This window comes from Actinoplanes sp. NPDC051494 (genome assembly GCF_044454705.1).
Lineage (GTDB): Bacteria > Actinomycetota > Actinomycetes > Mycobacteriales > Micromonosporaceae > Actinoplanes.
This window is the reverse complement of sequence record NZ_JBITDZ010000001.1, coordinates 421,896-447,873: the sequence shown is the minus strand read 5'-3', so window position 1 is coordinate 447,873 and position 25,978 is coordinate 421,896. Positions and strand designations below refer to the sequence as shown.

General features: G+C 70.2%; 25 protein-coding genes. 13 read left to right on the top strand and 12 right to left on the bottom strand.

Annotated elements, in window-relative coordinates; genetic code table 11:
• The first annotated feature begins 14 nt into the window (after window positions 1-14).
• Genes ACIA6A_RS01990 through ACIA6A_RS01970 form a run of 5 tightly spaced genes read left to right on the top strand, consistent with a single transcriptional unit; the run spans window position 15 to window position 5,131 of the window.
• Window positions 15-1,250: an NAD(P)/FAD-dependent oxidoreductase gene (locus tag ACIA6A_RS01990; RefSeq protein WP_396095505.1), complete on the top strand. Its 1,236-nt coding sequence runs from the start codon at window positions 15-17 to the stop codon at window positions 1,248-1,250.
• Window positions 1,251-1,255: 5 nt separating this feature from the next.
• Complete coding sequence (locus ACIA6A_RS01985; protein WP_396095504.1) at window positions 1,256-1,936, top strand: DUF1365 domain-containing protein; 681 nt, start codon at window positions 1,256-1,258, stop codon at window positions 1,934-1,936.
• Window positions 1,933-3,174: a class I SAM-dependent methyltransferase gene (locus tag ACIA6A_RS01980; protein ID WP_396095503.1), complete on the top strand. Its 1,242-nt coding sequence runs from the start codon at window positions 1,933-1,935 to the stop codon at window positions 3,172-3,174. Before ACIA6A_RS01985 ends, ACIA6A_RS01980 begins: the two co-directional genes overlap by 4 nt.
• On the top strand, window positions 3,171-4,400 hold the full coding sequence (locus ACIA6A_RS01975) for a class I SAM-dependent methyltransferase (protein WP_396095502.1): 1,230 nt from the start codon (window positions 3,171-3,173) through the stop codon (window positions 4,398-4,400). The genes ACIA6A_RS01980 and ACIA6A_RS01975 overlap by 4 nt, the downstream gene beginning before the upstream one ends.
• Complete coding sequence (locus ACIA6A_RS01970) at window positions 4,388-5,131, top strand: DUF1295 domain-containing protein (protein WP_396095500.1); 744 nt, start codon at window positions 4,388-4,390, stop codon at window positions 5,129-5,131. Before ACIA6A_RS01975 ends, ACIA6A_RS01970 begins: the two co-directional genes overlap by 13 nt.
• 89 nt (window positions 5,132-5,220) lie before the next feature.
• Here the strand turns inward: ACIA6A_RS01970 and ACIA6A_RS01965 are convergent, their stop codons facing one another.
• Window positions 5,221-6,021, bottom strand: coding sequence for an SAM-dependent methyltransferase (locus ACIA6A_RS01965; protein WP_396095499.1), 801 nt, complete (start codon window positions 6,019-6,021; stop codon window positions 5,221-5,223).
• Between the two features lie 59 nt (window positions 6,022-6,080).
• Between ACIA6A_RS01965 and ACIA6A_RS01960 the strand changes: the two genes are divergently transcribed.
• The 4 genes from ACIA6A_RS01960 (at window position 6,081) to ACIA6A_RS01945 (ending at window position 7,698) form a co-directional block, all read left to right on the top strand.
• The gene (locus ACIA6A_RS01960) at window positions 6,081-6,371 is read left to right on the top strand and encodes a SelT/SelW/SelH family protein (RefSeq protein ID WP_396095498.1); all 291 of its coding nucleotides are present in this window, start codon (window positions 6,081-6,083) and stop codon (window positions 6,369-6,371) included.
• 227 nt (window positions 6,372-6,598) lie between these two features.
• Window positions 6,599-6,766, top strand: coding sequence for a Panacea domain-containing protein (locus ACIA6A_RS01955; protein ID WP_396095497.1), 168 nt, complete (start codon window positions 6,599-6,601; stop codon window positions 6,764-6,766).
• Window positions 6,763-7,053, top strand: a complete 291-nt coding sequence (locus ACIA6A_RS01950; RefSeq protein ID WP_396095496.1) for a hypothetical protein — start codon at window positions 6,763-6,765, stop codon at window positions 7,051-7,053. The genes ACIA6A_RS01955 and ACIA6A_RS01950 overlap by 4 nt, the downstream gene beginning before the upstream one ends.
• Window positions 7,054-7,086: 33 nt before the next feature.
• Entirely contained in the window at window positions 7,087-7,698 is a 612-nt protein-coding gene (locus tag ACIA6A_RS01945) for a hypothetical protein (protein ID WP_396095495.1), read from the top strand.
• Here ACIA6A_RS01945 and ACIA6A_RS01940 read toward each other — a convergent pair.
• Window positions 7,685-10,912, bottom strand: a complete 3,228-nt coding sequence (locus ACIA6A_RS01940; RefSeq protein WP_396095494.1) for a GH92 family glycosyl hydrolase — start codon at window positions 10,910-10,912, stop codon at window positions 7,685-7,687. The two genes, ACIA6A_RS01945 and ACIA6A_RS01940, sit on opposite strands and share 14 nt — an antisense overlap.
• A gap of 143 nt (window positions 10,913-11,055) precedes the next feature.
• Here ACIA6A_RS01940 and ACIA6A_RS01935 point away from each other — a divergent pair, with 143 nt between their 5' ends.
• From ACIA6A_RS01935 to ACIA6A_RS01920, 4 genes are read left to right on the top strand one after another with little or no spacing between them, the layout of a single operon-like run.
• On the top strand, window positions 11,056-13,824 hold the full coding sequence (locus ACIA6A_RS01935; protein ID WP_396095493.1) for an EAL domain-containing protein: 2,769 nt from the start codon (window positions 11,056-11,058) through the stop codon (window positions 13,822-13,824).
• A complete protein-coding gene (locus ACIA6A_RS01930) occupies window positions 13,821-14,969 on the top strand; it encodes a type III PLP-dependent enzyme (protein ID WP_396095492.1) in 1,149 nt (382 codons plus the stop codon). Before ACIA6A_RS01935 ends, ACIA6A_RS01930 begins: the two co-directional genes overlap by 4 nt.
• Window positions 14,966-16,135: a hypothetical protein gene (locus ACIA6A_RS01925; protein WP_396095491.1), complete on the top strand. Its 1,170-nt coding sequence runs from the start codon at window positions 14,966-14,968 to the stop codon at window positions 16,133-16,135. The genes ACIA6A_RS01930 and ACIA6A_RS01925 overlap by 4 nt, the downstream gene beginning before the upstream one ends.
• Before the next feature lie 30 nt (window positions 16,136-16,165).
• Window positions 16,166-17,308, top strand: coding sequence for a 4-hydroxybenzoate 3-monooxygenase (locus ACIA6A_RS01920; protein WP_396095490.1), 1,143 nt, complete (start codon window positions 16,166-16,168; stop codon window positions 17,306-17,308).
• Window positions 17,309-17,341: 33 nt separating this feature from the next.
• Here the strand turns inward: ACIA6A_RS01920 and ACIA6A_RS01915 are convergent, their stop codons facing one another.
• Genes ACIA6A_RS01915 through ACIA6A_RS01870 form a run of 10 tightly spaced genes read right to left on the bottom strand, consistent with a single transcriptional unit; the run spans window position 17,342 to window position 25,952 of the window.
• Window positions 17,342-17,989, bottom strand: a complete 648-nt coding sequence (locus ACIA6A_RS01915) for a hypothetical protein (RefSeq protein ID WP_396095489.1) — start codon at window positions 17,987-17,989, stop codon at window positions 17,342-17,344.
• Window positions 17,990-18,034: 45 nt separating this feature from the next.
• Complete coding sequence (locus tag ACIA6A_RS01910) at window positions 18,035-18,334, bottom strand: hypothetical protein (protein ID WP_396095488.1); 300 nt, start codon at window positions 18,332-18,334, stop codon at window positions 18,035-18,037.
• Window positions 18,331-18,936, bottom strand: a complete 606-nt coding sequence (locus ACIA6A_RS01905) for a hypothetical protein (protein ID WP_396095487.1) — start codon at window positions 18,934-18,936, stop codon at window positions 18,331-18,333. The genes ACIA6A_RS01910 and ACIA6A_RS01905 overlap by 4 nt, the downstream gene beginning before the upstream one ends.
• Entirely contained in the window at window positions 18,933-19,751 is an 819-nt protein-coding gene (locus tag ACIA6A_RS01900; RefSeq protein ID WP_396095486.1) for a TIGR04255 family protein, read from the bottom strand. The genes ACIA6A_RS01905 and ACIA6A_RS01900 overlap by 4 nt, the downstream gene beginning before the upstream one ends.
• Window positions 19,752-19,761: 10 nt before the next feature.
• Window positions 19,762-20,601 carry an alpha/beta fold hydrolase gene (locus ACIA6A_RS01895; protein ID WP_396095485.1) on the bottom strand — a complete coding sequence of 280 codons (840 nt, stop codon included), beginning with the start codon at window positions 20,599-20,601 and terminating at the stop codon, window positions 19,762-19,764.
• Window positions 20,602-20,611: 10 nt separating this feature from the next.
• Window positions 20,612-21,727 (bottom strand): arabinogalactan endo-beta-1,4-galactanase, encoded by a 1,116-nt coding sequence (locus ACIA6A_RS01890; RefSeq protein ID WP_396095484.1) that lies wholly within the window; start codon window positions 21,725-21,727, stop codon window positions 20,612-20,614.
• A gap of 59 nt (window positions 21,728-21,786) precedes the next feature.
• Complete coding sequence (locus ACIA6A_RS01885; protein ID WP_396095483.1) at window positions 21,787-22,800, bottom strand: LacI family DNA-binding transcriptional regulator; 1,014 nt, start codon at window positions 22,798-22,800, stop codon at window positions 21,787-21,789.
• Between the two features lie 28 nt (window positions 22,801-22,828).
• Window positions 22,829-23,674, bottom strand: coding sequence for a carbohydrate ABC transporter permease (locus tag ACIA6A_RS01880; RefSeq protein ID WP_396095482.1), 846 nt, complete (start codon window positions 23,672-23,674; stop codon window positions 22,829-22,831).
• Window positions 23,674-24,657: a carbohydrate ABC transporter permease gene (locus tag ACIA6A_RS01875; protein ID WP_396095481.1), complete on the bottom strand. Its 984-nt coding sequence runs from the start codon at window positions 24,655-24,657 to the stop codon at window positions 23,674-23,676. The genes ACIA6A_RS01880 and ACIA6A_RS01875 overlap by 1 nt, the downstream gene beginning before the upstream one ends.
• Entirely contained in the window at window positions 24,654-25,952 is a 1,299-nt protein-coding gene (locus ACIA6A_RS01870; protein WP_396095480.1) for an extracellular solute-binding protein, read from the bottom strand. Before ACIA6A_RS01870 ends, ACIA6A_RS01875 begins: the two co-directional genes overlap by 4 nt.
• Between the last annotated feature and the right edge of the window lie 26 nt (window positions 25,953-25,978).

The window sequence follows — 25,978 nt, the reverse complement described above, 5'->3', positions numbered from 1 at the left end:
GCTGGGGGAACCCCATGAGATCCGTCGCAGTCATCGGGGCCGGGGTGTCCGGGCTGACCGCCGCGTACCTGCTGCGCCAGGCCCGCGAGGTCACGGTCTACGAGGCCGACGTGCGCCTCGGCGGCCACGCGCACACCCACGACGTGGCCGACGCGGCCGGGGCGCTCGCCGTCGACTCGGGGTTCATCGTGCACAACCGGCGCACGTACCCGTCGCTGCTCAAGCTGTTCGCCGAGCTGCGCGTGCCGACCCAGGAGACCGAGATGAGCATGTCGGTCACCTGCCGGGGCTGCGGCCTGGAGTACGCCGGCGCGAAGGGCCCCCGCGGCCTGCTCGCCCGCCCGCCGGCGCCGAGCTACCTGGCCACGCTGGCCCAGGTGCCGGTCTTCCACCGCCGGGCCCGGGCGCTGCTGGCGAGCGGGGACGACGACATGACCCTCGGTGAGTTCACCCGCCGTCACAGCGCGCACTTCGTCCGGCACTTCGTGATCCCGCTCGTCGCGGCGGTCTGGTCCTGCGGCACCGAGGTCGTCGCCGACTACCCGGCCCGCTACCTGTTCCGCTTCCTGGACCATCACGGCCTGCTCGGCGTCACCGGCTCGCCGACGTGGCGCACGGTCACCGGCGGTTCCCGCACCTACGTCGACCTGCTGGCCAAGGAGCTGACGTCGGTCCGGGCCGCGACCCCGGTGCGCTCCGTTTCCCGTACGGCCACCGGTGTCGAGGTCCGCGACGACAGCGGCGAGATCCGCGGGTACGACGAGGTGGTCGTGGCCACCCACGCCGACCAGGCCCTGGCGCTGCTGGAGAACCCGACCGACGCCGAGCGCCGCACGCTCGGGGCGTTCGGGTACTCCCGCAACGAGACGGTCCTGCACACCGACGCGTCCGTGCTGCCCCGGGCCGCCGCCGCGCACGCGAGCTGGAACTACCTGCTCCCGGGCTGCGGTCCGGACAGCGGGCCGCCCCGGGTCACGTACGACATGAACCGCCTGCAACGCCTCGACGCCCGTAGCCGTTACCTGGTCACGCTGAACCCGGCCGGCCGGGTGCGGGACGCCGACGTGCTGGCCCGGATGACGTACGAACACCCCATCTACACCCCCACGTCGGTGGCCGCCCAGCGTGGCCTGCCGGCGCTGAACGACGGCCGGACCGCGTTCGCGGGGGCGTACCACGGGTGGGGCTTCCACGAGGACGGCTGCCGTTCCGGGGTCGCCGCCGCCGCGTCACTGGGGGTCACGTGGTGAAGCCGGTGATCTACGAGAGCACGGTCCGTCACGTGCGTACGACCCCGCTGCGGCATGCGTTCGACTACCGCACCTACCAGTGGCTGGTCGACGTCGACGAGCTGCCGGGGAACCGGGTGCTGGCGTCCTTCGAGGCCCGCGACCACCTCGGCGACCCGGACGCCACGATCCGCCGCAACGTCGACGACCACCTCGCCGCGAACGGGATCGACCTCGACGGCGGGCGGATCCTCATGCTCACCAACGCCCGGGTGTTCGGCTACGTCTTCAACCCGCTGACCGTCTACTGGTGCCACCACCGCGACGGACGGCTGGCCGCGGTGCTCGCCGAGGTGCACAACACGTACGGCGGCCGGCACTGCTACCTGCTCGGCCCCGACCAGGCCCGCGTCGACAAGAAGTTCTACGTGTCGCCGTTCTTCCCGGTCGACGGCTCGTACCGGATGAGTCTGCCGGTGCCCGGCCCCGAGCTCGCGCTGACCATCGCGCTCGACCGCGACGGTGGCCGCCCGTTCGTGGCGAGCCTGCGCGGCCGCCGCCGGCCCGTCACCACCATGGCCCTGCTGCGTCACCCCTTCGTGACGTTCGCGGTCACCGCCCGTATCCGCCTGCAGGGGGTCCGCCTCTGGGCCCGTGGCCTGCCCGTCTTCGACCGTCACGCCTCGATACCGGAGAACGTCTCGTGACCACTGTGCTCACCTCACCTGATACCCCGGCCGTCGACGCCCGGCGCTGGCCGGACCTCGCCACGGTCCCGTCCGGCCGGGTGCGGGCCCGGATCGCCGCCCGGTTGTTCCGGCGCATCACCTCGCGGCTGGCGCTGCGGGTCGCGTACCCGGGAAACAGGGTGACCGGAACGACCGGCCCGGCCATGCGGATCGTGCGGCCGGCGGCGTTCTTCGCGCGGCTCGGCGCCGGCGGGTTGATCGGTTTCGGCGAGGCCTATCAGGCGGGTGACTGGGAAGCCGATGACCTGGTCGGCGTGCTGACCGTTTTCGCCCAGCGGATGGGCACGCTGGTGCCGCCCCGGCTGCAATGGCTGCGGCACCTGCACGGCACCCGCGCACCGCGCGCCGACCGCAACACCCGCGAGGGCTCCCGGCGCAACATCCACCGCCACTACGACCTGTCGAACGAGCTGTTCGCGTTGTTCCTGGACCCGTCCATGAGCTATTCCAGCGCGCTGTTCGACACCTCGGACGACCTGACCACCGCCCAGCACCGCAAGATCGACCGCCTGCTCGACGCGACCGGCACCGGTCCCGGATCCCGCGTCCTGGAGATCGGTACGGGCTGGGGAGAACTCGCGATCCGGGCCGCTCGGCGCGGTGCCCAGGTGCTCAGCGTGACGCTCTCCGCCGAGCAACGGACACTCGCATTGCAACGGGCCGCCGAGGCCGGCGTGCCGGATCGCGTCGAGGTGCGGCTCTGCGACTACCGCGAGATCGAACCGGTCGCGGGCGGCTACGACGCGATCCTCAGCGTGGAGATGATCGAGGCGGTGGGCGCGGCGTACTGGCCCGCCTACGCGTCGGCGCTGGAGCGTCACCTCGCGCCCGGCGGCCGGATCGGGCTGCAGATGATCACCATCGCGCACGAGCGGATGCTGGAGACCCGGCACAACTACACCTGGATCCACAAGTACGTGTTCCCGGGCGGCCTGGTCCCGTCCATCCCGGCGATCGAGGCGGTGCTGGGCGACGCCGGGCTGGCCGTGCGCGACCGCCTCGACTTCGGCGCCGACTACGCGACCACGCTGCGGCACTGGCGCACGGCGTTCGAGGCCCGGCCGGCGCAGGTCGCGGCGCTCGGCTTCGACGAGACGTTCGCCCGTACCTGGACGTTCTACCTGGCCTACTGCGAGGCCGGTTTCGCCGCCGGCTACATCGATGTTTCCCAACTGGTGATTGGACGCACCTCATGACCGCCGTGATGATCGAATCCGGGGTCGCACCCAAGCTGGCCGGGCTGGTCGCGAGCGTGCTCGGCGGCCCGCTCCCGGTGCGCCTGCGGGCCTGGGACGGCTCCGAGGCCGGCCCCGCGACCGGGCCGGTGCTGGTGATCCGCGACCGGCGGGCGCTGCGCCGGCTGCTGTGGACCCCCGGTGAGCTCGGGATCGCCCAGGCCTACATCGCCGGCGAGATCGACGTCGAGGGCGATCTCGGCGCGGCGCTGCGCCGGGTGTGGCAGCCGAGGCCCGGCGGCTTCCACCTGAGCTGGTCCGAGCGGCTGCGGGCGCTGCGCACCGTACTCTCCCTGGGGGTCGCCGGCCCGAAACCGCCGGCCCCGGACATCGAGGCGCGGATCGACGGCACGCTGCACAGCCGGGAGCGCGACAAAGCGGCGATCAGCTACCACTACGACCTGTCGAACCGGTTCTACGAGCTGATCCTCGACGAGCGGATGGCGTACTCCTGCGCCTACTGGATGTCGGACGCACCCACCTACGGCCTGGCCGAGGCCCAGACCGACAAACTGGACATGATCTGCCGCAAGCTGGGTCTGGAGCCCGGCATGCGGCTGCTGGACATCGGCTGCGGCTGGGGGGCGCTGGCGCTGCACGCGGCCCGGCACTACGGGGTACGGGTGACCGGTGTGACCCTTTCCGAACAGCAACGGGAATTCGTCCTGGCCCGGGTCGGCGACCTGCCCGTCGAGATCCGGTTGCAGGATTACCGTGACATCCCGGACGGCCCCTACGACGCCATCTCCACCATCGAGATGGGCGAACACGTCGGCCGGGATCAGTACCCCGTCTTCGCGGCCCAGCTGCACCACCTCGTCCGGGCCGGCGGCAAGGTGCTGGTCCAGCAGATGTCCCGCGGCGCGCACGCCCCCGGCGGCGGCGCGTTCATCGAGTCCTACGTGGCCCCGGACATGCACATGCGCCCGCTCGGCCGGACCATCGACCTGCTCGCCGAACCGGGCTTCGAGATCCGTGGCGTGCAGGCGATGCGCGAACACTATGTCCGTACGATCGATGCCTGGTCCGACACCCTGGAAAGTCGCTGGACCGAGGCGGTGACCCTGGTCGGCGAGCCGATGGCCCGGGTCTGGCGCCTCTACCTGGTCGGCGCCGCCATGGCGTTCGACGCGGGCCGAATGGGCGTCGACCAGATCCTCCTCGAAAGGCCGACGTGGTCCTCGTAACCGTCGTCTCCCTCGCCGCGGCCGTCCTGGTCATGCTGGCGGCGTTCGCGGTGAGCCTGCGCACCGGCATCCACGGCGGCGTCGACGTGGCCTGGGGCCTGGGCTTCGCCGCGGTGGCCGCCGCGGCGGTGGCGGTGACCGGCCAGGGCTGGCTGGTGGCGGCGCTGACCGCGGTCTGGGGCCTGCGCCTGGCCGCCCACATCGCCCGCCGCTACACCGGCGAGGAGGATCCCCGCTACGCCGAGATGCTGGCCGGGCACGGCAAGCTGTACGCGCTGGGCAAGGTGTACCTGACCCAGGCGGTAGCCCTCTGGTTCATCTCCGTCCCGGTCCAGGTGGCGATCTGGCACGGCCGGGTCACCTGGTGGTCGGCGCTCGGCGTGGCACTGTGGGCGCTCGGCTTCGTCTTCGAGACGGTCGGCGACCGCCAGCTGGAACGCTTCCGCGGCGACCCGGCCACCAAGGGCAAGGTCCTCGACACCGGCCTCTGGCGATACACCCGCCACCCCAACTATTTCGGCGACGCGTGCGTCTGGTGGGGCCTGTTCGCCCTGGCCTGCGTCCACTGGACGGGCTGGCTCACCGTCTTGTCCCCGCTGCTGATGACGTGGTTCCTGGCCAGCAAGACCGGCAAACCGCTGCTGGAGAAACACCTCGCCCGGACCCGCCCCGGATACGCCGACTACGTGGCCCGCACCAGCTCCTTCATCCCCCGCCCACCACGGGCGTGAGCCGGTGCAGGCTCTGGAGCGCGGCGAGGAAGGCCCGGTGCTGATCCTCGCCCACCTCGGCCGCACCCCGGGCCGGGCCTGACGGCCGGTCAGTTCTTGCGGGCGACCGCGCCCCAGATCGCGACGTCCTTCGGGTCGGGCAGCGGGACGCCGTCCTCGGGCCGCCACTCGCTGACCACGGTGACGCCCGGCTCGATCAGCTCCAGGCCGTCGAAGAGGGTGTCGACCTCGGCGCGGGTCCGCATCCAGACGTCGGACCGGCCCGTCGCACGCATCTGCTCGTGTGCGGCCCGGTGCTCCGGCGGGGAGAAATCCATGGTGGCGTGCGTGACGACCAGGTAACTGCCGGCCGGCACCGCGTCCATCAGCTCCCGGACCAGGGGCTGTGCGGCGCCGTCGCCCGGCACGAAGTGCAGGACCGCGACCACGATCACCGCGACCGGCTGGGACAGGTCGAGCGTCTGGGCGGCCTCGGCGAGGATCTTCCCCGGCTCACGCAGGTCGGCGTTCAGATAGGCGGTGGCGCCCTCGGGCGTACTGTTCAGCAGGGCCCGGGCATGCGTCATGACCAGCGGATCGTTGTCGACGTAGACCACCCGCGACTCCGGGGCGATCCGCTGGGCGACCTCGTGGGTGTTGTCCGCGGTCGGCAGCCCGGTGCCGACGTCCAGGAACTGCCGGATCCCCCGCTCGGTGGCCAGGAACCGCACGGCCCGCTGCAGCATCGCCCGGTTCGCCCGGGCACCGATCCGCACCCCGGGGAACGTGCGGGCGAACTCCTCCCCGGACTCCCGGTCGGCGGCAAAATGGTCCTTGCCACCGAGCCAGTAGTTGTACCGCCGAGCGGGATGCGGCACCGTGGTGTCGATCCCGGCGAAGTCACCGTCCATGCTGGACACCATAGTGCGGTGCGCAACCGGGCAGTGCCCCTGAGCGATACTCGATCATTGTGACGACGAAGCAACCCCGCCTGGAGATCGAATACTGCACCCAGTGCCGCTGGCTGATGCGGGCCGGCTGGATGGCCCAGGAGCTGCTGACCACGTTCCAGAAAGAGCTGGGCGAGGTGGCCCTCATCCCCGGCACCGGCGGCGTCTTCGACATCCGCCTCGACGACGAGACCATCTGGTCGCGCAAGGAAAGCGGCCACCCCGACCTGGCCGAACTCAAGCGCCTCGTCCGGGACCGCATAGCCCCGGACCTCAGCCTGGGCCACTCGGACCGCCCCGCCACGACGTGAGGCCCGTCGCGGCGGGATGAGTGCCTTGTCACTGGCGTCCGTGGCGGGCGAGGCGGTACTGATGGTGGACACCAAGTGATTCGGCCGGGGTCGCGAATACGTGACATTCGGGTTCGGGCAGGTCCGCTACGCTGGAGAAACGCCGTCACATCAGGAGTTCGGCAGTGCCCACCAACGCGAATGACGTAGCCGCCGCAGTGCTGACTCATGTCGGCCCTGTGGAGGCGATGTGTCTCCAGAAGCTGGTCTATTACAGCCAGTCATGGCATCTCGCCCTCCTGGGCGAGCCTCTCTTCCGGGACACCATCCAGGCCTGGCGCGACGGCCCGGTGACGCTGACCCTGTGGGATCAGCCCGGGAAGGCGTCCTGGAAGACCGGCCGAGCAAGGCCGTGATCTCGACCGAGCCGATGAAGCGTTTCTACCGTGACCGCTCGCTGGCCGGGCTCGGTGTGGCCGACCTCGTCTCGGGAGGGCTCGAGGGCATCCCGCAGCCGGGGATGGACGCGGAGGAGCGCCGCAGGATCCTGGCCGGGATCCGCCGTTCCCTCAGCCGGTCCGAGCCGGGATCGCCGGAGCCGGTCGGCTCGGCTTTCGACACCAGCGGTGCGCAGAGCGGGCCGCTGGACCTGGATGTCCACCTGAACCGGGAGCGCCCGCGACGTGGCACCGCGGCTCAATGACCTCGAACCCGATCTGCATGCGTCGTCTTCGATGTGAATATTCTGCTGGATGTCGCGGATCTGCTCGGGCCGCCGTTCACGTGGGCGAAATTCAACGAGTCGGCAGTGCGGAACAACGCGGCCCCGGTGCCGAATCAGCGTGATCGTCGAGTCGACAGCCTGCGCGCGGTGGCAGTGACGACGACCGGCCGATTCGCCGGGCCGGACCTGCTGCAGGTGTGGAGTTCGGATCACATCGATCAGCTCTTGGTGCGTAAAGCGCACCAGCCTCGGAACGGTGGGGTGCCGGAGAGCTGTGGACTCGGCTGGTCCTTGGACGATGCGGAAGCGCTCCTCGTTGATCTACTCGACGAACTTGTGTATGAGAAGACGGGCGGCGGGCGGGTCGAGATCGTCGGTGTCTCGGGCAACCCACCGCTGGATCACGAGGATGCCCGGGTCTTCACGACCGCGTTGGCTGCTGCTGGTGACGCCGCCCCGCCGTCCATCAAGTACTGCGTTACCCGTGATCGCCGATTCAGGTCGGCTTCCGGGCTGAGTGACAACGTCCTGGTCCGCTATCCGGACGAGTTCCTCGACCTGGTTCGCCGTTCGCGTGCCGCGCTGGCCGTGGGCAAGATGCGCCCTCGTGCTAGCGGAGGGTGAGGGCGTACAGGTTGAGGCGGGGGTCGTTGGGGAGGGTGATGGAGCGGATCTGTTTGCCCTCGGTCAGCGGGAGCGCTGCCGCGAAGAGGCTGACCGGCGGGCCGTCGGTTCCGGTGCCGGCCTTGATGCGGTGGGGCATGGCCAGGACCTGGGTGGTTCCCGGGGCCGCGGTGCCGCACCAGTCGGCGATCGTCACCGGGGCAGCGGACGTGGTGCCGTCGGTGTAGCCGATGGTCAGGGCTGCGGTCACCGGGCCGTTGTGGGTGGTGGCCACCAGGTCGGCGGTGGTGAAGGCGCCGGCCGGGAGCAGCAGGGACTGGCCGAGCGCCCGGGTGAAGTTCGGCTGGGTGCCGGTGGGGCCGGGCGCCTGGTAGGTCACGCCGTTCCAGGTCACCGGGCCGGCGGGCGGGAGGAGGTCCGCGTCGTAGCTCCAGCCTCCGCCGTCGAAGTTTCCCTCGCCGGAGGAGGCCACGGTGGCCGTACCGTCGAGGTCGGGAGTGAGGGTGACCTGGCAGACGGCGCCCGGGGTGACGCAGGTGGTGGGTTCGACGACCTTGATCGTGGCCGTGCGGGTGACCGTCGCGGCACCGGGGGTGGTCACCGTCAACGGGACCGGGTACGTGCCCGCCGGTGTTCCGGCCGGGGCGGTGACCGTCACCTTCACCTCGGCCGACACCGGGAGGCGGCGGCTGAGCAGCGGTTTCGTCGGGGACACGGCGACCTTGAAGCCGGGCGGTGCGGTTGCCTTCACCCTCGGGATGACCGCGAGCGGGGCCTGGGCGACAAGATCGAGGGTGAAGGCTGTCGACGACGGTGCGGGGGACGCTGCCGGCAGCGCGGCCGAGGCGGGGCGCAGGGTCGCGTCGACATGGGTACGCCCGTCGCGCTGCGCGTTGTTCACCGAGGGCGGCTCCGCCGCGGTGGACGTGCCCCAGGTGGACGGCTTCGTGCCCAGCGTGTGGGTGAGCGTGCCGCCGCCGGCGATCTGGGACCAGTCGACCCAGTTCCTGGTGACCGGGCGGCCGTTGAGGGACACGCGCTGGATGTAGCGGTTGGTGTCCGAGGCGCCGGGTGCGGTGATGGTCAGGACCGATGATCCGGTGCGGATCCGGGCGGTGGGGAACTGGGGGCTGGAGACGGCCAGGAAGTTGGCGCCGCTCATCGTCGGATAGAGGCCGAGCGACGAGAAGACGTACCAGGCGCTCATCGTGCCGAGGTCGTCGTTGCCGGTCATGCCGTCCGGGCCGGTGGTGAACAGCGTCATCGCGGCCCGGACCACGGTCGCCGTCTTCGCCGGTTGGCCGGCCCAGTGGTACATGTACGGCGCGAGCAGGTCAGGTTCGTTGTTCGGGTTGTACGTGGACTTCGCGTAGTAGTCGTACGGGCTGGCGATCCAGTCCGTCCGTGCCGTGCCCGCGGGGTCGGTGAGCAGCTTGTCGTAGACGAAGAAGTCGTCCAGCCGCTTGGCGGTCGCGGCCCGGCCGCCCATGAGCTTCACGAGCCCGGCCGGGTCCTGGGGCACGAGCCACTGGTACTGGTAGGCGCCGCCCTCGTGGAACTGTTCGGCCGCGGCGACCGGGTGGTACGGCGTGAGCCAGGTGCCGTCGGTGGTGCGGGGGCGGAACTGCTTGATCGAGGAGTCCCACAGGTTGCTGTACCACTGGCCGCGGGCCGCGAACAGTGCGGCGTCGGCCTTCTTGCCCAGGCCACGGGCCATCAGGGCGAGGGAGGCGTCGGCGGCCGCGTATTCGAGTGTCGCCGAGGCGGGGTGCTTGCAGTCGTTGTCGCCGCCCTTGTGCACGCAGTCCGTACCCAGTGTGAGCCCGGACGGGATGTAGCCGCGGGCGGCGTAGTAGTCCTGCCCGGTGCGCCCGTTGTAGGGGGAGTCCGCCGGGGGCTGGGCCGTGGCGTTGGCGCGCAGCAGGGCGTACGCCTCCTGTTCGTGGCCGGCGAGCAGGCCTTTCGACCAGGCCTCGACCAGGAACGGGGTGACCGGGTCACCGGTCATGATGTTGGTCTCGCTGTTGGCCAGCGCCCAGCGGGGCAGCCAGCCGCCGTCGCGTCCGACCGCGACCACGGACAGTGCGACGTTGCGCGCGACGTCCGGGGCGAGCAGTTCGAGGAGCTGGTTCTGCGGCCGGTACGTGTCCCACAGCGAGAAGTTCTGGTACGGCGTGTAGCCGTCGGCGGTGTGCACCTGACGGTCGAAGCCGACGTAGCGCCCGTCCACGTCGCCGGCCAGGTTCGGGTGCAGCAGCGAGTGGTAGAGCGCGGTGTAGAACGCGCTGCGCCGGTCGGCCGGGCCGCCACCGATCGTGATCCGGTCGAGCTCGCCGGCCCAGGTGGCGCGCAGGGCGGCGCGGGTGGCGTCGAAATCGTACGAGTCCCCGGTCTCGGCCGCCAGGTTCTTGCGGGCGCCGTCGGGGCCGGTGTAGGACAGCGCGACCTTCACGACCACGTCGCGGTCCGTGCTCGCGTCGAACGTGACCCAGGCGCCGTTGTTGCCGCTGCCGGCCGCGTCCCGGCTGCCGGCGGACAGCGAAGACCCACGCCAGCTTCCGTACGACGTGAACGGCCGGTCGAACGAAGCGGTGAAGTAGACGGTGTGGTCGTCCTTGCCGGCGCAGAAGTTGCCGGCGCGCACCCGGCCCTCGACGGTCCGGTCGCCGACCACGTGGATCTCGGAGTCGAACACGGACTGGTTGGCCTTGCCGGTGTTGAACAGGACGTTCGCCGCGCCGGTGGACGGGAACGTGTAGCGCTGCCAGCCGGTGCGCGCGGTGGCGGTCAGCTCGGCCCGGGTCGCGTACTTCGACAGCCCGACCCGATAGTAACCGGGGGAGGCTTCCTCGTCGTCGTGCGAGTACGCCGAGCGGTAGGCGTCGGGGTCGGCACTGCTGACCGCGCCCGTGGTGGGCAGCATGGGCAGCTCGCCGGCCACGCCGCAGCCGACGCCGGAGAGGTGGGTCTGGCTGAAGCCGTAGATGCTGTTCTGCTGGTAGTCGTAGCCGCCCTGGCCGCCGGTGTCCGGGCTGACCTGCACCATGCCGAACGGCGCGCTCGCGCCGGGGAACGTGTTGCCGAAGTTCTGCGTCCCGACGAACGGATGGACCAGGTCCACCGGGTCGGGATCCGCCCCCGCGGCGGCCGCGGGAGCGCCGGGGGTCGCGAGGACCGACAGGAGCAGGGTGGACGCGAGTATCCGTCGAAACATGGGAAACCTCCTGGTGACAACGTTGTCACGGGATAGTTACCTGTGTCAATGTGCACCTCATTTGCACCTGGTGAAGGGCTCAGGTTCGGGCGGCGCCCCCCGATTGCGGCAGGTGCGAGACCCCCCGACCCGAGAAGAGCGCGATGGCAACCATCACGGAACCGCCGGCGACCGGCCTGCGCCGCTGGGCGCGGGTCAGCGTCGCTGTCACCGTGCTGGCCGCGGCGTTCGCCCTGGTGCTGAGCACCGGGATCGGTGGCCCGGACACCTCGCTGGCCATCTCCAACCTGGGCCTGTGCGCCGCCGCGATCACCGCCGCGGTCTGCTGCCTGGTCCGCGCCGCCATGTTCCGTGGCCGCCGCCGGGCCGGCTGGGCCCTCATCGGCCTCGGCGTGCTCTCCTGGGGACTCGGCCAGGTCACCGCGGTCTGGCTGGAGACGTTCACCGGCTCGGTGCCGCTGCCCTCACAGGCCGACCTGGGCTATCTCGGCATGGTCCTGCTCACGCCGGCCGGGCTGCTCGTGCTCCCGGCCGCCGCGCAGACCCTGGCCAACCGGGCCCGCAGCGTGCTGGACGGCCTGATGGTGGCCGCGTCGCTGATGCTGATGGCCTGGATCTTCGTCGTGGAGCCGATCATCGAGGCCGGCGGCGACAGTGCGCTCGGCCTCGCGGTCAGCCTCGCGTACCCGCTCGGTGACGTCGTCATCGTCACCATCGTGATCTACATGCTGGCGCTGCAGCGCCGCACCGGACGGCACTTCACCCAGCTGGCCCTCGTCGGCGCCGGCATCGTGGCGTTCGCGGTCTCCGACATCGGGTACGCGTACCTGAACCTCACCGGCGCCTACCACTCCGGTGGTGTCACCGACATCGGCTGGTTCACCGGCTTCGCGCTGATCCTGCTGGCCGCCACCCGCCCGGTCACCGCCGCGCCGGACAGCCGGTCGGCCGAGCCGCACCTCGGCGCGCAACCGTTCGGCGTGCTGCTGCCCTACGTGGCAGTGCTCGGTGCGCTCGTCACCAGCGTCGTCTGGTTCGCGAGGACCGGCCAGAGCAGCGCGTTCGTCGCGTACACCCGCTCGGCCCTGATCCTGCTCATCGTCGGCCGCCAGCTGCTCACCCTGCTGGAGAACCGGGGCCTGACCCGCAACCTCGAGGCCCGCGTCGCCGACCGCACCGCCGAGCTGTACGCCAGCGAGCAGCGCTTCCACGCGCTCGTGCAGCACAGCTCCGACGTGGTCACGGTGGTCGGCGTGGACAGTGCGGTGCTGTACCAGAGCGAGTCCGTGCAGCGCGTGTTCGGATACCCGGCACAGGTGCTCACCGGGCGGCGGCTCACCGGCGTGCTCCACGCGGAGGCGGCCGGACGGCTCGCGGACGCGCTGCGATCGGTGAGCGGGCGCCCGTACGCGTCGACGGTCCTCGAACTGACCGTGCGCCACCGCGACCGCCGGTTGCGGCAGGCCGAGATCACCGTCACCAACCTGCTCGGCGACCCCAACGTGGGTGGCCTGGTGCTCAACACCCGCGACATCAGCGAGCGCAAGGAACTGCAGGAACAGCTGGTGCACGAGGCGTACCACGACGCGCTGACCCAGCTCGCCAACCGGGCGCTGTTCCGCGAACGGGTCGCCGAGGCGCTGGAGCACCGCGCCGACGACAGTGATGTGACCGTGCTCTTCCTGGACCTGGACGGGTTCAAGGAGGTCAACGACAGCCTCGGGCACCTGGCCGGCGACATGCTGCTGGTCCAGGTCGCCGACCGGCTGACCCAGTCCGTCCGCGAGGGCGACGTGGTGGCGCGGTTCGGCGGCGACGAGTTCGCGGTGCTGATCCGCACCCCCACCGCCGACAACGACGCCGAGGCGGTCGCCCAGCGGATCGTGGACGGACTGCAGGAGCCGTTCCGGGTCGAGGAGCGCGACCTGCACGTACGCGGCAGCATCGGACTGGCCCTGTTCGCGCCCGGCGACACGAAGGGTTCGCACGCCGAGGACGCCGAACAGCTCATGCGCAACGCCGACCTGGCCATGTACAAGGCCAAGGCGATGGGCGGCTGCGCGTACGCGAGGTATGACCCGCAGATGCTCGAAGGTCTCGTCGAGCGCCTCGAACTGGAGGCCGACCTGCGCCTCGCGCTGGACCGTGGCGAGCTGAAGCTGCACTACCAGCCGACCATCGACATGACCGACAGCCGGGTCATCGGTTTCGAGGCGCTGGTCCGCTGGCAGCACCCGACCCGGGGCATGATCCCGCCGATGGACTTCATCCCGCTCGCCGAGGCCACCGGGCTGATCGTGCCGCTGGGCCGCTGGGTGCTGGAGGAGGCGTGCCGGCAGGCGATGGCGTGGGCGGAGCAGACCGGTCAGCCGCCGGTGAAGATGGCCGTCAACGTGTCGGTGCGCCAGTTCGACCGTACGGATCTGGTCGCTGAGGTCCGTGACGTGCTCACCCGGACCGGGATGCCGGCCGACCGGCTCTGCCTCGAGATGACCGAGAGCGTGCTGATGACCGACACCGAGGAGAACCTCGCCCAGCTGGTGCAGCTCAAGACGCTCGGTGTGACGCTGGCGATCGACGATTTCGGCACCGGTTACTCGTCGCTGGCGTACCTGCGCCGGTTCCCGGTCGACACCCTCAAGATCGACCGCTCGTTCGTCGAGCGGCTCGGTGAGCAGAACGACGACGCGGCGCTGGCCAGCACGATCGTCCAGCTCGGGCAGAGCCTCGGGATGTCCACCGTCGCCGAGGGCATCGAGGAGTACGGCCAGCTGGCCGCGCTGCGGGCGATGGGCTGCACGTTCGCCCAGGGCTTCTACTTCTCCCGCCCGGTGCCCGCCGCCGACGCCGGCCGCCTGCTGCTCGACGCGTCCCCCGACCTGCTGCAGAACCGCCTCCTGGAGAACCGATGACCACGGCCCTCGCCGGTGCACTGGCCCCCGAAGTGCTCTCGATCATCGACCTGCCGACGCCCTACCTGGTCACCGATCTGGGCGAGGTCGCTCGCCGGCTGCGGGCGTTCCGGGCCGCCCTGCCGGGCGTCCAGCCCTTCTACGCCATGAAGTGCAACCCATCTCCGGAAATTCTCGCTACGGTACGGGCGAACGGCGCGAGTTTCGAGATCGCGTCCCTGGGCGAGTTGCGGATGCTCGAACGGCTCGGCGTGCAGCCCGCCGACGTGTTGTACAGCAACCCGGTCAAGCCACCGTCGCACATCGCGGCCGCGCACGCCGCCGGGCTGTGGCGCTTCAGTTTCGACTCCCCGAACGAGCTGCGCAAACTCGCCGAGCACGCCCCGGGCAGCGCGGTCTTCCTGCGGCTGCACGTGGACGACACGTCCAGTTCGTTCCCGCTGTCGCGCAAGTTCGGCGCCGAACCCCACGAGGGCCACGACCTGCTCGTGCTGGCCCGGCGTCTCGGGCTGCGGCCGTACGGGATCACGTTCCACGTCGGCTCGCAGTGCGCGAACCCGGCCGCGTGGCGCCAGGCCGTCGAGATCTCCGGAAAGATCATGGCGAGCCTGCTCGACGAGGGCATCCGCCTGGAGATGCTCGACCTCGGCGGCGGTTTCCCGGCCCGGTACGTCGAGCACGTGCCGTCCATCGAGGAGATCGGCACGGTGGCGATGACGGCCATCGGCGAGCTGCTCCCGTACCGTCCGGGTCTGCTCGCCGCCGAACCCGGCCGCAACCTGGTCGCCGAGGCCGGGGTGATGGCGGCCGGGGTGATCGGCCGTGAGTTCCGCGGCGGCGCCAACTGGCTGTTCCTGGACGTCGGCGCCTACAACGGCATGATGGAGACGGTTCAGCTGCCGACCGGCTGGGACTTCCCGGTGTGGTCGTCGGTGGCCGGGCACGGCGAGGTCGCCGAGTTGCCGTTCACCGTCACCGGTCCCAGCTGCGACAGCTCCGACACCATGTTCCACGGCCTGCTGCTGCCCGCCTCGATCGACGTCGGCGACGTGCTCTACATCGGGTCGGCGGGCGCCTACACGCTGAGTTACGCGTCGGCGTTCAACGGCTTCCCGCCGCCCACCCCGCTGTTCGTCGGGTCGTGAACGGCGGCCGCCATCGGGCCGGCCGGCTGCGCGAACTCCTGATCTCCGGGGTGGCCGACTCGTTCGGCATGGCCCTGGGCTGGACCGTCCTGGTGCTGCTGGCGCTGTCCCGCGGCGGGCTCGCCGAGGCCGCGCTGTACAACGCCGCGATGCTGCTCGGCGTGGTGCTGTCGGCCCCGGTCACCGGCTGGCTCACCCACCGCTACTCCGGCCGGCACCTGCTGCGCGGCGCCGCCGGCATCGAGATGCTGCTGCGGGTCGGCGCGCTCGCCGGACTGCTCGCGGGCCTGCCGTCCGGGCTGATCGCGGTCGCGGTGGTGCTCATGCACATCGCGGCCTGGGTGGGTTTCGCGGCGATGCGGGCCGAGGTCGCGGCCGTCGACGCCGGCCCACGGTCGATGACCCGGTACGCGCTCGCGATCGCCGCGGTCGAGGCCGCCGGCACCGGGGTGGCCGCCCTGCTGCCGAACTCCCCGACCGGCGGCACCCTGATCGCGATCTACCTCGTGTACGCCGGATCCCTGCTCCCGACCATCCGCAGCGCCCGCCGGGCCCGGACCGCCCCACGCCGCACCCGCCGTCGCACCCGCGGCGGCAGTCTGGCGGTCTCCCCACGCCTGCTCGCCGCCGGCGGCGTGGTCATGCTGGTCGCCTCCGGGCCGACGCTGCTCGCCGTCCCGCTGACCACCGAACTGCACGGCCGGCACTGGGTCGCCGGCGCGGCGGTGGCGTTCAGCCTGGGCTGCCTGCTGGCCACCGTGGCGGTGCACGCGATCGGCACGATGCGGCTCCCGGCGGTGCTGCGCTGGTCGCTATGGGGCCTCGGCATGCTGGTCGGCTGGATCACCGCGCCGTACCACGCGATCAGCGTGATCGCGGCCCAGTTCCTCGCCGGCCTGAGCCAGACCGCGTTCGAGGGCGACATGGACGCCCAGGTCGCGGCCAAGGCCCCACCCGACGCGGTGACCACGGCGCTGGCCTACAGCGCCTCGTCCCGCGCGCTCGGCGGCTCGATCGCGGTCAAGCTGCTGCCCGTCATGGTGCTGGCCCAGGGCATCGACAAGGCGGTCAGCACGATGTCGCTGCTGCTCGGCGTCGCCGCACTGCTGCTGTGGGCCCTCACCAGCATGCCCTGGATCCACCGCGGGAGGGTCGCCACCGGGTAATGTCGGCGTGTCCATCCACAAAGGAGTGAGATGCGCGAGACCACCACCGTGACGATCATCGGGGCGGGTCCGGCCGGGCTGACGCTCGCCACCCTCCTGCAGCGGGCCGGCATCGACTGCGTGGTGCTCGAGAAGCACTCCCGCGCGTACGTGGAGAATCGGCAGCGGGCCGGCATCCTGGACCACCCCGCGACCGCGATCTTCGAGGAGAACGGCCTCGCCGACCGGGTCCTGACCGGCGCCCCGCCCGAGACGCAGCTCGAGTTCCGTTACGACGGCCAACCCCACCTGCTCAACGGCCCCGAGCTGACCGGCGGCCGGGCCGGCCGCCTCGTCCCGCAGCAACTGCTGGTGCGCCGCCTCATCGAGGTCTTCCTCGAGGGCGGCGGTGACCTGCGCTTCGACGCCCTCGACGTGACGATCGACCCGTCCGAACCCCGCGTCACCTACCGCGATCACGAGCTGAGCTGCACCTACGTCGCGGGCTGCGACGGTTTCCACGGCGTCAGCCGGTCGAGCATCCCGGCGGGCGTGCTCACCGAATACCCGTTCGACCACGGCATCGGCTGGTACACCTTGCTGGCTGACTCACTGCCCCCGCGACACCCGCTGCTGGCGATCAGCTCGCACGGCTTCGCGGCCCACTTCCCCCGCGGCCCCCGGGCCAGCCGCTACTACCTGCAATACCGCCCGGACGAAGACCCCAGTCAATGGACCGACGAGTACGCATGGCAGCAGCTCCGCCTCCGCCTCGGTGACACCGAGCTGCCGGAAGCGCCGTTCACCGCCCGCGAGATCGTCGAGATGCGCAGCTACGTCGTCGAGCCCATGCAGCACGACCGGCTCTTCCTGGTCGGCGACGCGGCCCACATCATCACCCCGATGGGCGCCAAGGGCATGAACCTCGCCCTCCTCGACGCCCGGGACCTGGCCCGTCTCCTCATCGACGGCGACGAGAAAGGGCTGCGAGAATACTCGTCGGCCTGCCTGCAACGCACCTGGAACTACCAGGAATTCTCCCGCTGGTTCACCGAGATGGTCCACGACGCCGGCGACGTCTCGACTGCCGGCCCCTTCCGCCGCAAACTCGCCAAGGCCCGCTTCGACCGCCTCTTCACGTCCCCACCGGCAGCAGCCGCCTTCGCCGACCTCATGGTCGGCACCCTGCACTGATCCACCTCGCCGACCTCAGCGAATACACCTGCGTCAGGCGAGATCGGGCGTCGGTGCTGAGAGGTGGTCCAGGTCGAGGAGCTCGCTGCGTCTGACGCGGGTCAGCGGGAACTCGTCGGCCGGCACGACTTCTGCGCCGATGAAGCTGACCGCCGTCCGAACCTGCTCGGATGCCTGGGCCGGTGGCCGGCATCTCGCGGCCCAGGCGTCGCCGAGGGCCATCCACAGGTGGTGCCGTTCGATCGGGTCGACGGCCTTCACGAGCCGCCCGGTGATGTCGCCCGCGGTTCGGATCAGGTCTTCGCCCGCACCACGAAGCCACGTGGCGAGCTGATCGGGCAGGTCGGGGATGTGGTCGTCGGCGAAGGTGGGCAGAGTCCCGGGCTGGACAATGACGCAGAGCGTGAGCTCGAACGGGAGGCTTCCCCAGCCGTCGGCCGCCTCGACCCGGAGCTCGACGACCTGCTCCAACGCTTGCCCCTCAGGGCTTTGGGGCTTGCGTGCCTTGGAAGCGACGACGCTCTCCAACGGACGCAGCCATGGCGTGACGTCGTCAGGGAAGGGAAAGCGACCGAACTTACGGGCGACGGCACCGGCAAAGCGGCGCGACTGCTCGTCGGTCAGTACACCGGGGGTCCGGGTGAGAGCGGCGAGCCGGTTCTTCGCGATCGTTCCCAGCACGTCCAGGTCAGCGAAGTCTCGCTCCCCGGCCTGGGGCAGGTGCGCCTAGCGAGGCCGTTTACCGTCCCGGGCGTCCTTCGCCTCGTCCGCGGTGAGCCGGATGCGGCGGGCGATCTGGACCGCCGGCCGCCCCGGCAGCACCACGTCACAGGTCTGGCTGATCAGCACCAGGCCCAGCGGTGCCGGCACCGCGACAGGTTCACCGTGCGGCCCGAGGACATGAACGCTTGTCAACCCTTCGAGGAGGTCGGCCTGCTGGTAGCCGCGCAGGGCCGCTGCCGTCGACTCGTCAAGCTTGCCCAGCTCAGCGATCTCAGCGGCGGGCATCGTGGTCTCGGTCGTCACATCGGTGCCGTGTCATCGTGCCGCGCCCCCAGGAGTTCCTGAGGACTGAAGGGCGTGCCGGAGATGTCGCGGGCGCCGGAGCGGTGACGGGCACGGAACTGGTCGACGATGCTGGGGCCTTCAGCGGACGGAGCGAGAAGTGCGGCGCGGCGTTCGTCGGGACCACCGGGAATCGCCCTCAGCAGAGCTACCAACCGGCCCAGGGTTTCCGCGTTGACGGCGTTCATCCGTCCTCCGCTCGCCCAGAGATGGACAGCGCGTCGTGAGACACCGAACAGACGGCCCAGTTGATCCCAGGTGAGGCCGGAAGCCTCATGCAGCCATTTGACACCTGAGCCCTGGTCCGGGACCTCCCCATCTCGATCATGCGCTGGGCGGGGTTTCGTGCGCGAGACCAGGCCGGTGCCCATGGTGCGAGCGGTGGATGTCCAGTCGCCGATGTAGCGCACCTGTGGTTCGGCCACCGGTGTCGTGGTCGCGGTGCCCGTCATCAGCCCCGAGAGTGCGAGCCCGCCGGCGACCATCCACGCCAAGGTTCGGGGAACGGACTGGCCGGCATCCTCGGATTCCGGCAACGACCCGTCGCGATGAACGGCACTCACCGGGGCTCACCTCCGAACCACGTCAGGAAATCTGGGGTTACCACCCAGCGGAAATAGCGATAGGCGCGTTCTGCGAGCTGCCGGAGATGCTGATCGACATCGCCGGCAGCTACGTCGTGACGTCCTGAACGGAAGGCGTCGAGATCCAGCACCCAGCTGTTGTCCGGGACAGGCTGGATGGTGGGGTCGAGCACCGCCCCCGGAGGCAGCATGCCCCATCGTGCCTGCAGGCCGTTGTGGTCGTCCAAGTGATACAGCGCCTCGTGGATGCTGTGGCTGAGGCGCACGTCGCAACCCACGAGTGCCTGGACCCCGCCGAGTGCTTCCGGCCGGACGAGTGACGGAAGAGCGGCAAGGGTCTCGAGGTCGGTGATCCGATTGATGTAACGCACGCCGAGCCGTTCCACGAAGGGCGGGCGGACCACCTGTTCGAATCGTTGCCAGGCATGGGCCACCCGGGCGGCGAAGTCCTCGCGCGATGTGTAAGCGGCGGTGTCCACAGCGAGGAAACTGTCGCCGAAAGAGATCTGCCACTGCTCGTCGGCGCTTCTCAGCTGCCATACCCGTGCAGCTCCCGGTGCCTGTGTCACCCCATCGGGAGTGATGGTGACCGCGACCTCCCGCTGCTCGGTCAGAATGGGGTAGTCGCCGCTCATGGACATGGCGAACAGGTTCGCCATGTCATCGCCCGTGGCGAGTGTGGCCAGCCGGGGAAAACGGATCTGGGCGAGCACGCGCAGGAGCGGCGCGTTCCTCAACGGCAGCTCCGCCAGCCGCTCGGCCCCGAAGGGGGTCTCCACCGTTCCATCCGCCATACTTCACACTCTACTTCACCATGGTTCGGGCGCCCGACTCCACGATGCTTTTGAGGAGACCGCCCAGCTCGTGGGGGCGTTCCACCCAGGGTTTGTGGCCGGCGCCCTCGATCAGGCAGAACCGGGATGTGGGTACGGCTGCCGCGAGCGTTCGTACCGTATGGGCCGGTCTGGGGTCCCGGTCGCCGTGGATGAACCAGGTCGGCATCGTCAGGTGGGATGCCTGGGCCAGCAGGTCGGGGGTCTCGGCGGTGAGGGCTCGGTTCGCCGCGTAGTTGATCGGCAGGTCGGTCGCGGCGTCGGCGAGGGCGTGTTGCCACGCGGTGGCCGGGTCGGCGAAGTCGGTGCACCAGGACAGGGCCCGGTATTCGGTTTCGTCGGCGGGGGAGCGGGCCGGCAAGCTCTCCAGGTGGGCGAGGCGACCCTGCTGCTCGGGGGTCATGCGTTCGGCCCGGGTGCGGTGGTAATCGGTTCGCCAGTCGCCGGCGCCGGTTCCGCTCAGGTAGATCAGCGCGGCGGTGTTCCCGGCACACGACGCGGCGTACGCGTAAGCAAGGTTGGCTCCGAAAGAGTGACCCGCGACGATCCAGCTGTCGTGGCCCCAATGGTCGCGCAGGGCTTCGATGTCGGCGACGGTGCGGGCGATGCTCTGCTCGTCGCTCGGGTCGGATCCGCCGCAGCCGCGCTGGTCGAAGCGGTGCACGACGGTGAGCGGGTCGAGCAGGCGAGCCACCGGTTCGAGGTAGTCCCAGAGGCCGGGGCCGCCGTGCAGGAGCAGGACCGGTGGGTGGCCGGCCGCGGAGCCTGTGGTCCAGGTTCGCAGCCGGACACCGTCGTCCACTTCGATCATTCGCCCGAAGTTACGGGGTCCAGCGCAGGTTCGGGTTCACGTGCCCGGTCCAGTCGAACGTGGCCATGTTGTCCCAGCCGTCGCCCGTACCGTTGATGTTGGCCGGGTCCCAGCCGTTGCCCTTGATGGCGTACCAGGTGGGTTCCCAGTAGAAGACGCCCATCGCTCCCGCGTTGCGGGCGGTGTTCTGGACGTAGGTGAACTGTGTGGCCTGCCCGGACCAGGAGGCCGGGAGGTTGTCGCAGAGCACCGTGCCGGGGATCGAGTTCTTCTCGCTGTCGGCGTCGGCGGTGGTGAACTGGTACGCCGTCTCCGCGATCACCACCGGCTTGCCGTACCGGGTCCGTACGTCGGTGATGACGTTGTAGAGGTTGGCCAGCGTGCCGTGCCACATGCAGTAGTAGCTCAGCGCCGTGATGTCCCAGGTCACGCCCTGGGCCTTGATGCCGTCGTAGAACCAGCGGGCGTTGCTCATGCTGTCCGCGTCGGCGACGTGGATCATCACCTGGGTGGCGCTGTTACAGGCCTTGGTCGCGTTGTAGCCCTGCTTGAGCAGGCTCGCCAGCGGCGCGAAGTTGTTGTTGCTGACCTGCCCCTGCGGCCAGAGCATGCCGACGTTGATCTCGTTGCCGATCTGCACCGAGTCGGGGGTGGTGCCCTGGGCTTTCAGGCTGGTGCAGATGTCGTACGTGTAGTTGTAGACGTCGGTCTGCAGCTGGGCGAGCGTGTGGGAGTTCCAGGCGGCGGGCTTGTACTGCTTGCCCGGGTCGGCCCACGTGTCGGAGTAATGGAAGTCGATCAGCAGCTTCAGGCCCTTCGCTTTGAGGGAGCGAGCTTGCTGCAGCACCTTGGCCTTGTTGTTGTAACCGCTGGCCGGGTTGTTCCAGATCCGCAGCCGGCCGTAGTTCATGCCGGCCGACTTGAGGATGTCGATCGGGTCCGCGGCGGTGCCGGCCGCGTTGTAGTACGTGGCGCCGAGGTCGAGGCTGCGCTGCAACGACGAGACATCGCCGCCGAGCATGGACAGGGTCGTGGCCGCGGAGGCCGGTGGGGTGAGGGCGGGAGCGGTGAGGAGCAGGGCGGTGGCGCCGAGGGCGGCGACCAGGGTCCGGATGCGGGGAGGCATCGTGGATCCTTCCGGTAGGGGGATATGTGCGGCGCCGGTGACAACGCCGTGGTGGAGCCCTATTGAGGAGAGGATTCGCGCAGGACCAGCGTGGTGGGCACGGTGATGGAGATCGGCGTGCGGCCGGCGATGACGTCGGTGAGCAGGCGGACCATCTCGTCGCTGATCCGGTCGAGCGGGTTGCGTACGGTGCTCAGCGGTGGGTGCAGGGTGGCGGCCAGGCCGGAGTCGTCGAAGCCGACGATGCGGATGTCGCCGGGCACGTCGCGGCCGGCCTCGCGCAGCACCGGCAGGGTGCCCGCGGCCATCGCGTCGGAGGCGGCGAAGACACCGTCGATGTCGGGGGCGCGGGCCAGCAGTTCGCGCATGGCGGCCGTGCCGCTCTCGTGGTTCCAGTCGCCGTGCGCGATGAGTGCCTCGTCGACCGCGATCCCGTGCGAGGTCAGCGCCTCGGTGTACCCGCGGAGCCGGTCGACGCCACCGGCGGTGTCCTGCGGCCCGGTGATGTGCGCGATGCGCCGGCACCCGGCGGCGAGCAGGTGCTCCACCGCCGAGCGGGCACCGGCCCACTCGTCGGCGGCCACCGAGCTGATCGACGCCTCGTGCCCGAGCACCTTGCCGCACGCCACGATCGGGATGCCGGCGCGGACGAGCTGGCCCAGCAGCGGGTCCCCGGAGTGCGGGGAGACCAGCAGCACCCCGTCGACGTGACCGCCGCTGAGGTACGTCACCGCGCGGGTGCGTTCCTCCGGGGTCGCCGCGATCATCAGGATCAGGGTCAGCTCGCGCGCGGACAGCGCCTGGGCCACCCCGCGCAGCAGCACCGCGTAGTTCGGGTCCTGGAACAGCAGGTGCTGCGGTTCGGAGAGCAGGAAGGCGATCGAGCCGGACCGGCCGGTGGCCAGCGAACGGGCGTGCTGGTTCGCGGTGTAACCGGTCCGGGCGATCGCGTCGGTGACCGATCGGACGGCCTCGGGGCTGACCCATTCCTTGCCGTTGAGGACACGGGAGACGGTGGCGTAGGAAACCCCCGCCTCACGAGCGACGTCGCGGATCGTCGGTCGCTTGCGCACTCCAGGGATCATAGTGGTCACCCTCGTCTCAGCCCTTGACCGCACCCGAGGCCAGGTCGACCTGCCAGTAGCGCTGCAGCGCGAGGAAGAGCGCGACGAGCGGCACGATCGACAGCAGCGCGCCGGTCACCACCGAGGTGTACATCGCCGGCTGGGACGCGCCCTGGTTGAGCAGGCCGCTGAGACCCACCGTCACCGGGAAGAGCTTGTCGTCGCCGAGCATGATGTACGGCAGCATGAAGTTGTTCCAGACCGCCACGAACTGGAACAGGAACACGGTCACCAGCCCGGAGCGCATCATCGGCAGCACCACCGTGCCGAAGGTGCGCCAGTCGCCCGCGCCGTCGACCCGGGACGCCTCGAGGACCTCGTTGGGGATGGCGGCGGCGGCGAAGATCCGGGCCAGATAGATCCCGTACGGACTGATGATGCTCGGCAGCAGCACCGCCCAGTACGTGTTCGTCATGCCGACCTTGGCCAGCAGCAGGTACTGCGGGATGGCCAGGATGACACCGGGTACGAGCACGCCGGCGAGCACCATGTTGAACACGACGCTCTTGCCAGGGAAGGTGAACTTGGCGAGCGCGAATCCGGCCATGGCCGACACGAGGGTGGAGGCGAGCGCCCCGAAACCGGCGTACAACGCGGTGTTCGCCATCCAGCGCCAGTACAACCCGTCGCGGTAATTGCTGAGGTCCGCGATGTTGTCGAACAGGTGCGTGCTCGGCGTGAACGTGAACGTCGAGAACAACTCGTCGGAGCTCTTGCTCGCCGCGACCAGCACCCACAGCACGGGCAGCAGGCAGTACACCGCGCCCAGCAGCAACAGGATCGTGGCGGTGGCACTGCGTTTCTTGACCAGCGTCGCGGCCATCAGTCCTCCTGCCGGAATGCGCGGGAGCCGACGAGCTTCAGGAAGCCGAAGGACAGCGCGAACGTCGCGAGGGCGATGATCACCGAGGTGGCCGCCGCGGAGTAGATGTCGTTGCGGGTGAAGGCGTCCCGGTACACCTTCATCAGCGGGGTCCACGTCGCCGAGATGGTGTTGCTCAGCGGGCGCAGGGTCATCGGTTCGGCGAACACCTGCAGCGTGGCGATGAGCGAGAACACGAACGTCATCACCATCGACGGCGCGATGATCGGGATCTTGATGCGCCAGGCGATCTGGACCTCGGAGGCGCCGTCGAGCCGGGCGGCCTCGTACATGTCCTGGGGGATGGCCTTGAGCGCGGTGTACAGCACGATCATGTTGAAGCCGGTGCCGCCCCAGATCGCGATGTTGGCGACCGCGTACAGCACCCACGACGAACCGAGCAGGTTCGGCGAGCCGAGGCCGCTGCCTTCCAGGATGTCGTTGATCGGGCTGATCCGCGGGAGATAGAGGAAACCCCACAGCAGGGACGCCACGACGGCCGGCACGGCATAGGGCAGGAAGATGGCGGTACGCGTGAAGCCGCCGACCTTGGTCCGCCCGGCGTCCAGCAGCAGGGCGAACAGGAGCGCGAGCCCCAGCATGACCGGGACGACGATGAGGCCGTACGCCCCGATCCGGCCGACGCTGGGCAGGAACTCGGCGTCGGTCAGCGAGCGGGCGTAGTTCTCGAACCCGGCCCACACCTCGGTGCGGGAGCCGGAGCCCAGGCCCAGGCCGGAGACCTTCACCTTGCGCAGGCTCAGGTACGCGGCGTAGACGATCGGCGCCCCGAGGAACGCGATGAACAGCACGATGGCGGGGGCGAGGAACGCGTACGGGGTGCCCGCGCGCCGGCTGTGGTGCCGGGGCCGGCGGCCCGCCGCCGTGGGGACGGCGGCGGACCTCTCCGTGACAGGCTGCTCGGTGGCGGGCACCGTGGTCATCCGGCGACCTTGAAGCCGGTGTTCTTCATGTCGTCGACCGTCTGGGTCTGCATCGTCGCCAGGGCGGCCGTGAACTGCGCGCTCTGCTTGGACTCCGCCGCCTTGCCGAACGCGTCGTTGAAGGCGCTGTACGCGACGTTGACGTTCGGGCCGTACGTGAACGGGTTGCCGATCTTGGCCGCGTCGGCGGCGATGGTGTAGAAGTCGGCCTGGTCCGCGAAGAACGCCGGCGGGGTGGTCAGTGCGGCGGCCGAGTCGATCGTGGCGGGGTAGACGTTCGCCGTGCTCGCCAGCAGCTTGATCGCGGCCGGGTCGGTGTTCAGCCACTGGATGAACTGGGCGGCCTGCTTCGGGTGCTTGCTCTGCTTGGTCACCGCGGTGGCGGAACCGCCCCAGTTACCGGTCTTGGGTGCGGCGGCGTCCCACTGCGGCATCGGCGCGGCGGCCCACTTGCCCTTGGTGCTGCCGGCGTTGCCCTCGAGCACTCCCGGCGCCCAGACCGCGCTGACCCAGCCGACCTGCGTGCCGTCGTTGAGCGCCGCGTTCCACTCCGGGGTGTACATCGGGGTGTTGAGGACGGCGCCTTCCTGCACGAGGCCGCCCCAGAAGCCGGCGACCTTCTGCGTCGCGGCGTCGTTGATGTTGACCGACCAGGTGTCGCCGTTGATGCCCCACCAGGAGGCGCCGGCCTGCTGGGCGAGCCCGGTGAACAGCCCGGCGTCGGTGGCCGAGAAGGTGCCCAGGTACTGCTTGGCGTCCGCGGCGTGGATCTTGCGGGCCGCGTCGGCGTACTCGTCCCAGGTCTTCGGGGCGGCGATCTTGAGCTTGTCGAGGACGTCCTTGCGGTAGAAGAACATCAGCGGGGCGTTGTCCTGGGGGACCGCGTACACCGCGTCGCCGCCCAGGGTGACCGAGTTCCAGTTCGACTCGGGGAACTTGTCCTTGAGCGAACCGGTCTCGGCCTTGATGTCCGCGAGCGCGTCCGCGGAGACCAGGGTCGGCACCTTCTGGTACTCGGCCTGCATGATGTCGGGCGCGCCGCTGCCGGCCTTGACCGCCGTGAGCAGCTTGGTGACGGCCGGGTCGCCGCCGTCCTGCTTGTTGACCGTGACCTTGATGTTCGGGTTCGCGGCGTTCCAGGTCTCGACGACCTTGTCCATGTTCGGGGTCCACGTCCAGTACGTCAGCTCGACCGGGCCGGTGGCCTCAGCGTCATCGGAGCTGTCCGAGCTGCTGCACGCGGCCGTCAGAAGAAGAAGGGATGCGGCGAACGCGCCGACGAGTGCTTTTTTCAACGATCCTCCTCGATCGGGAGGCCACT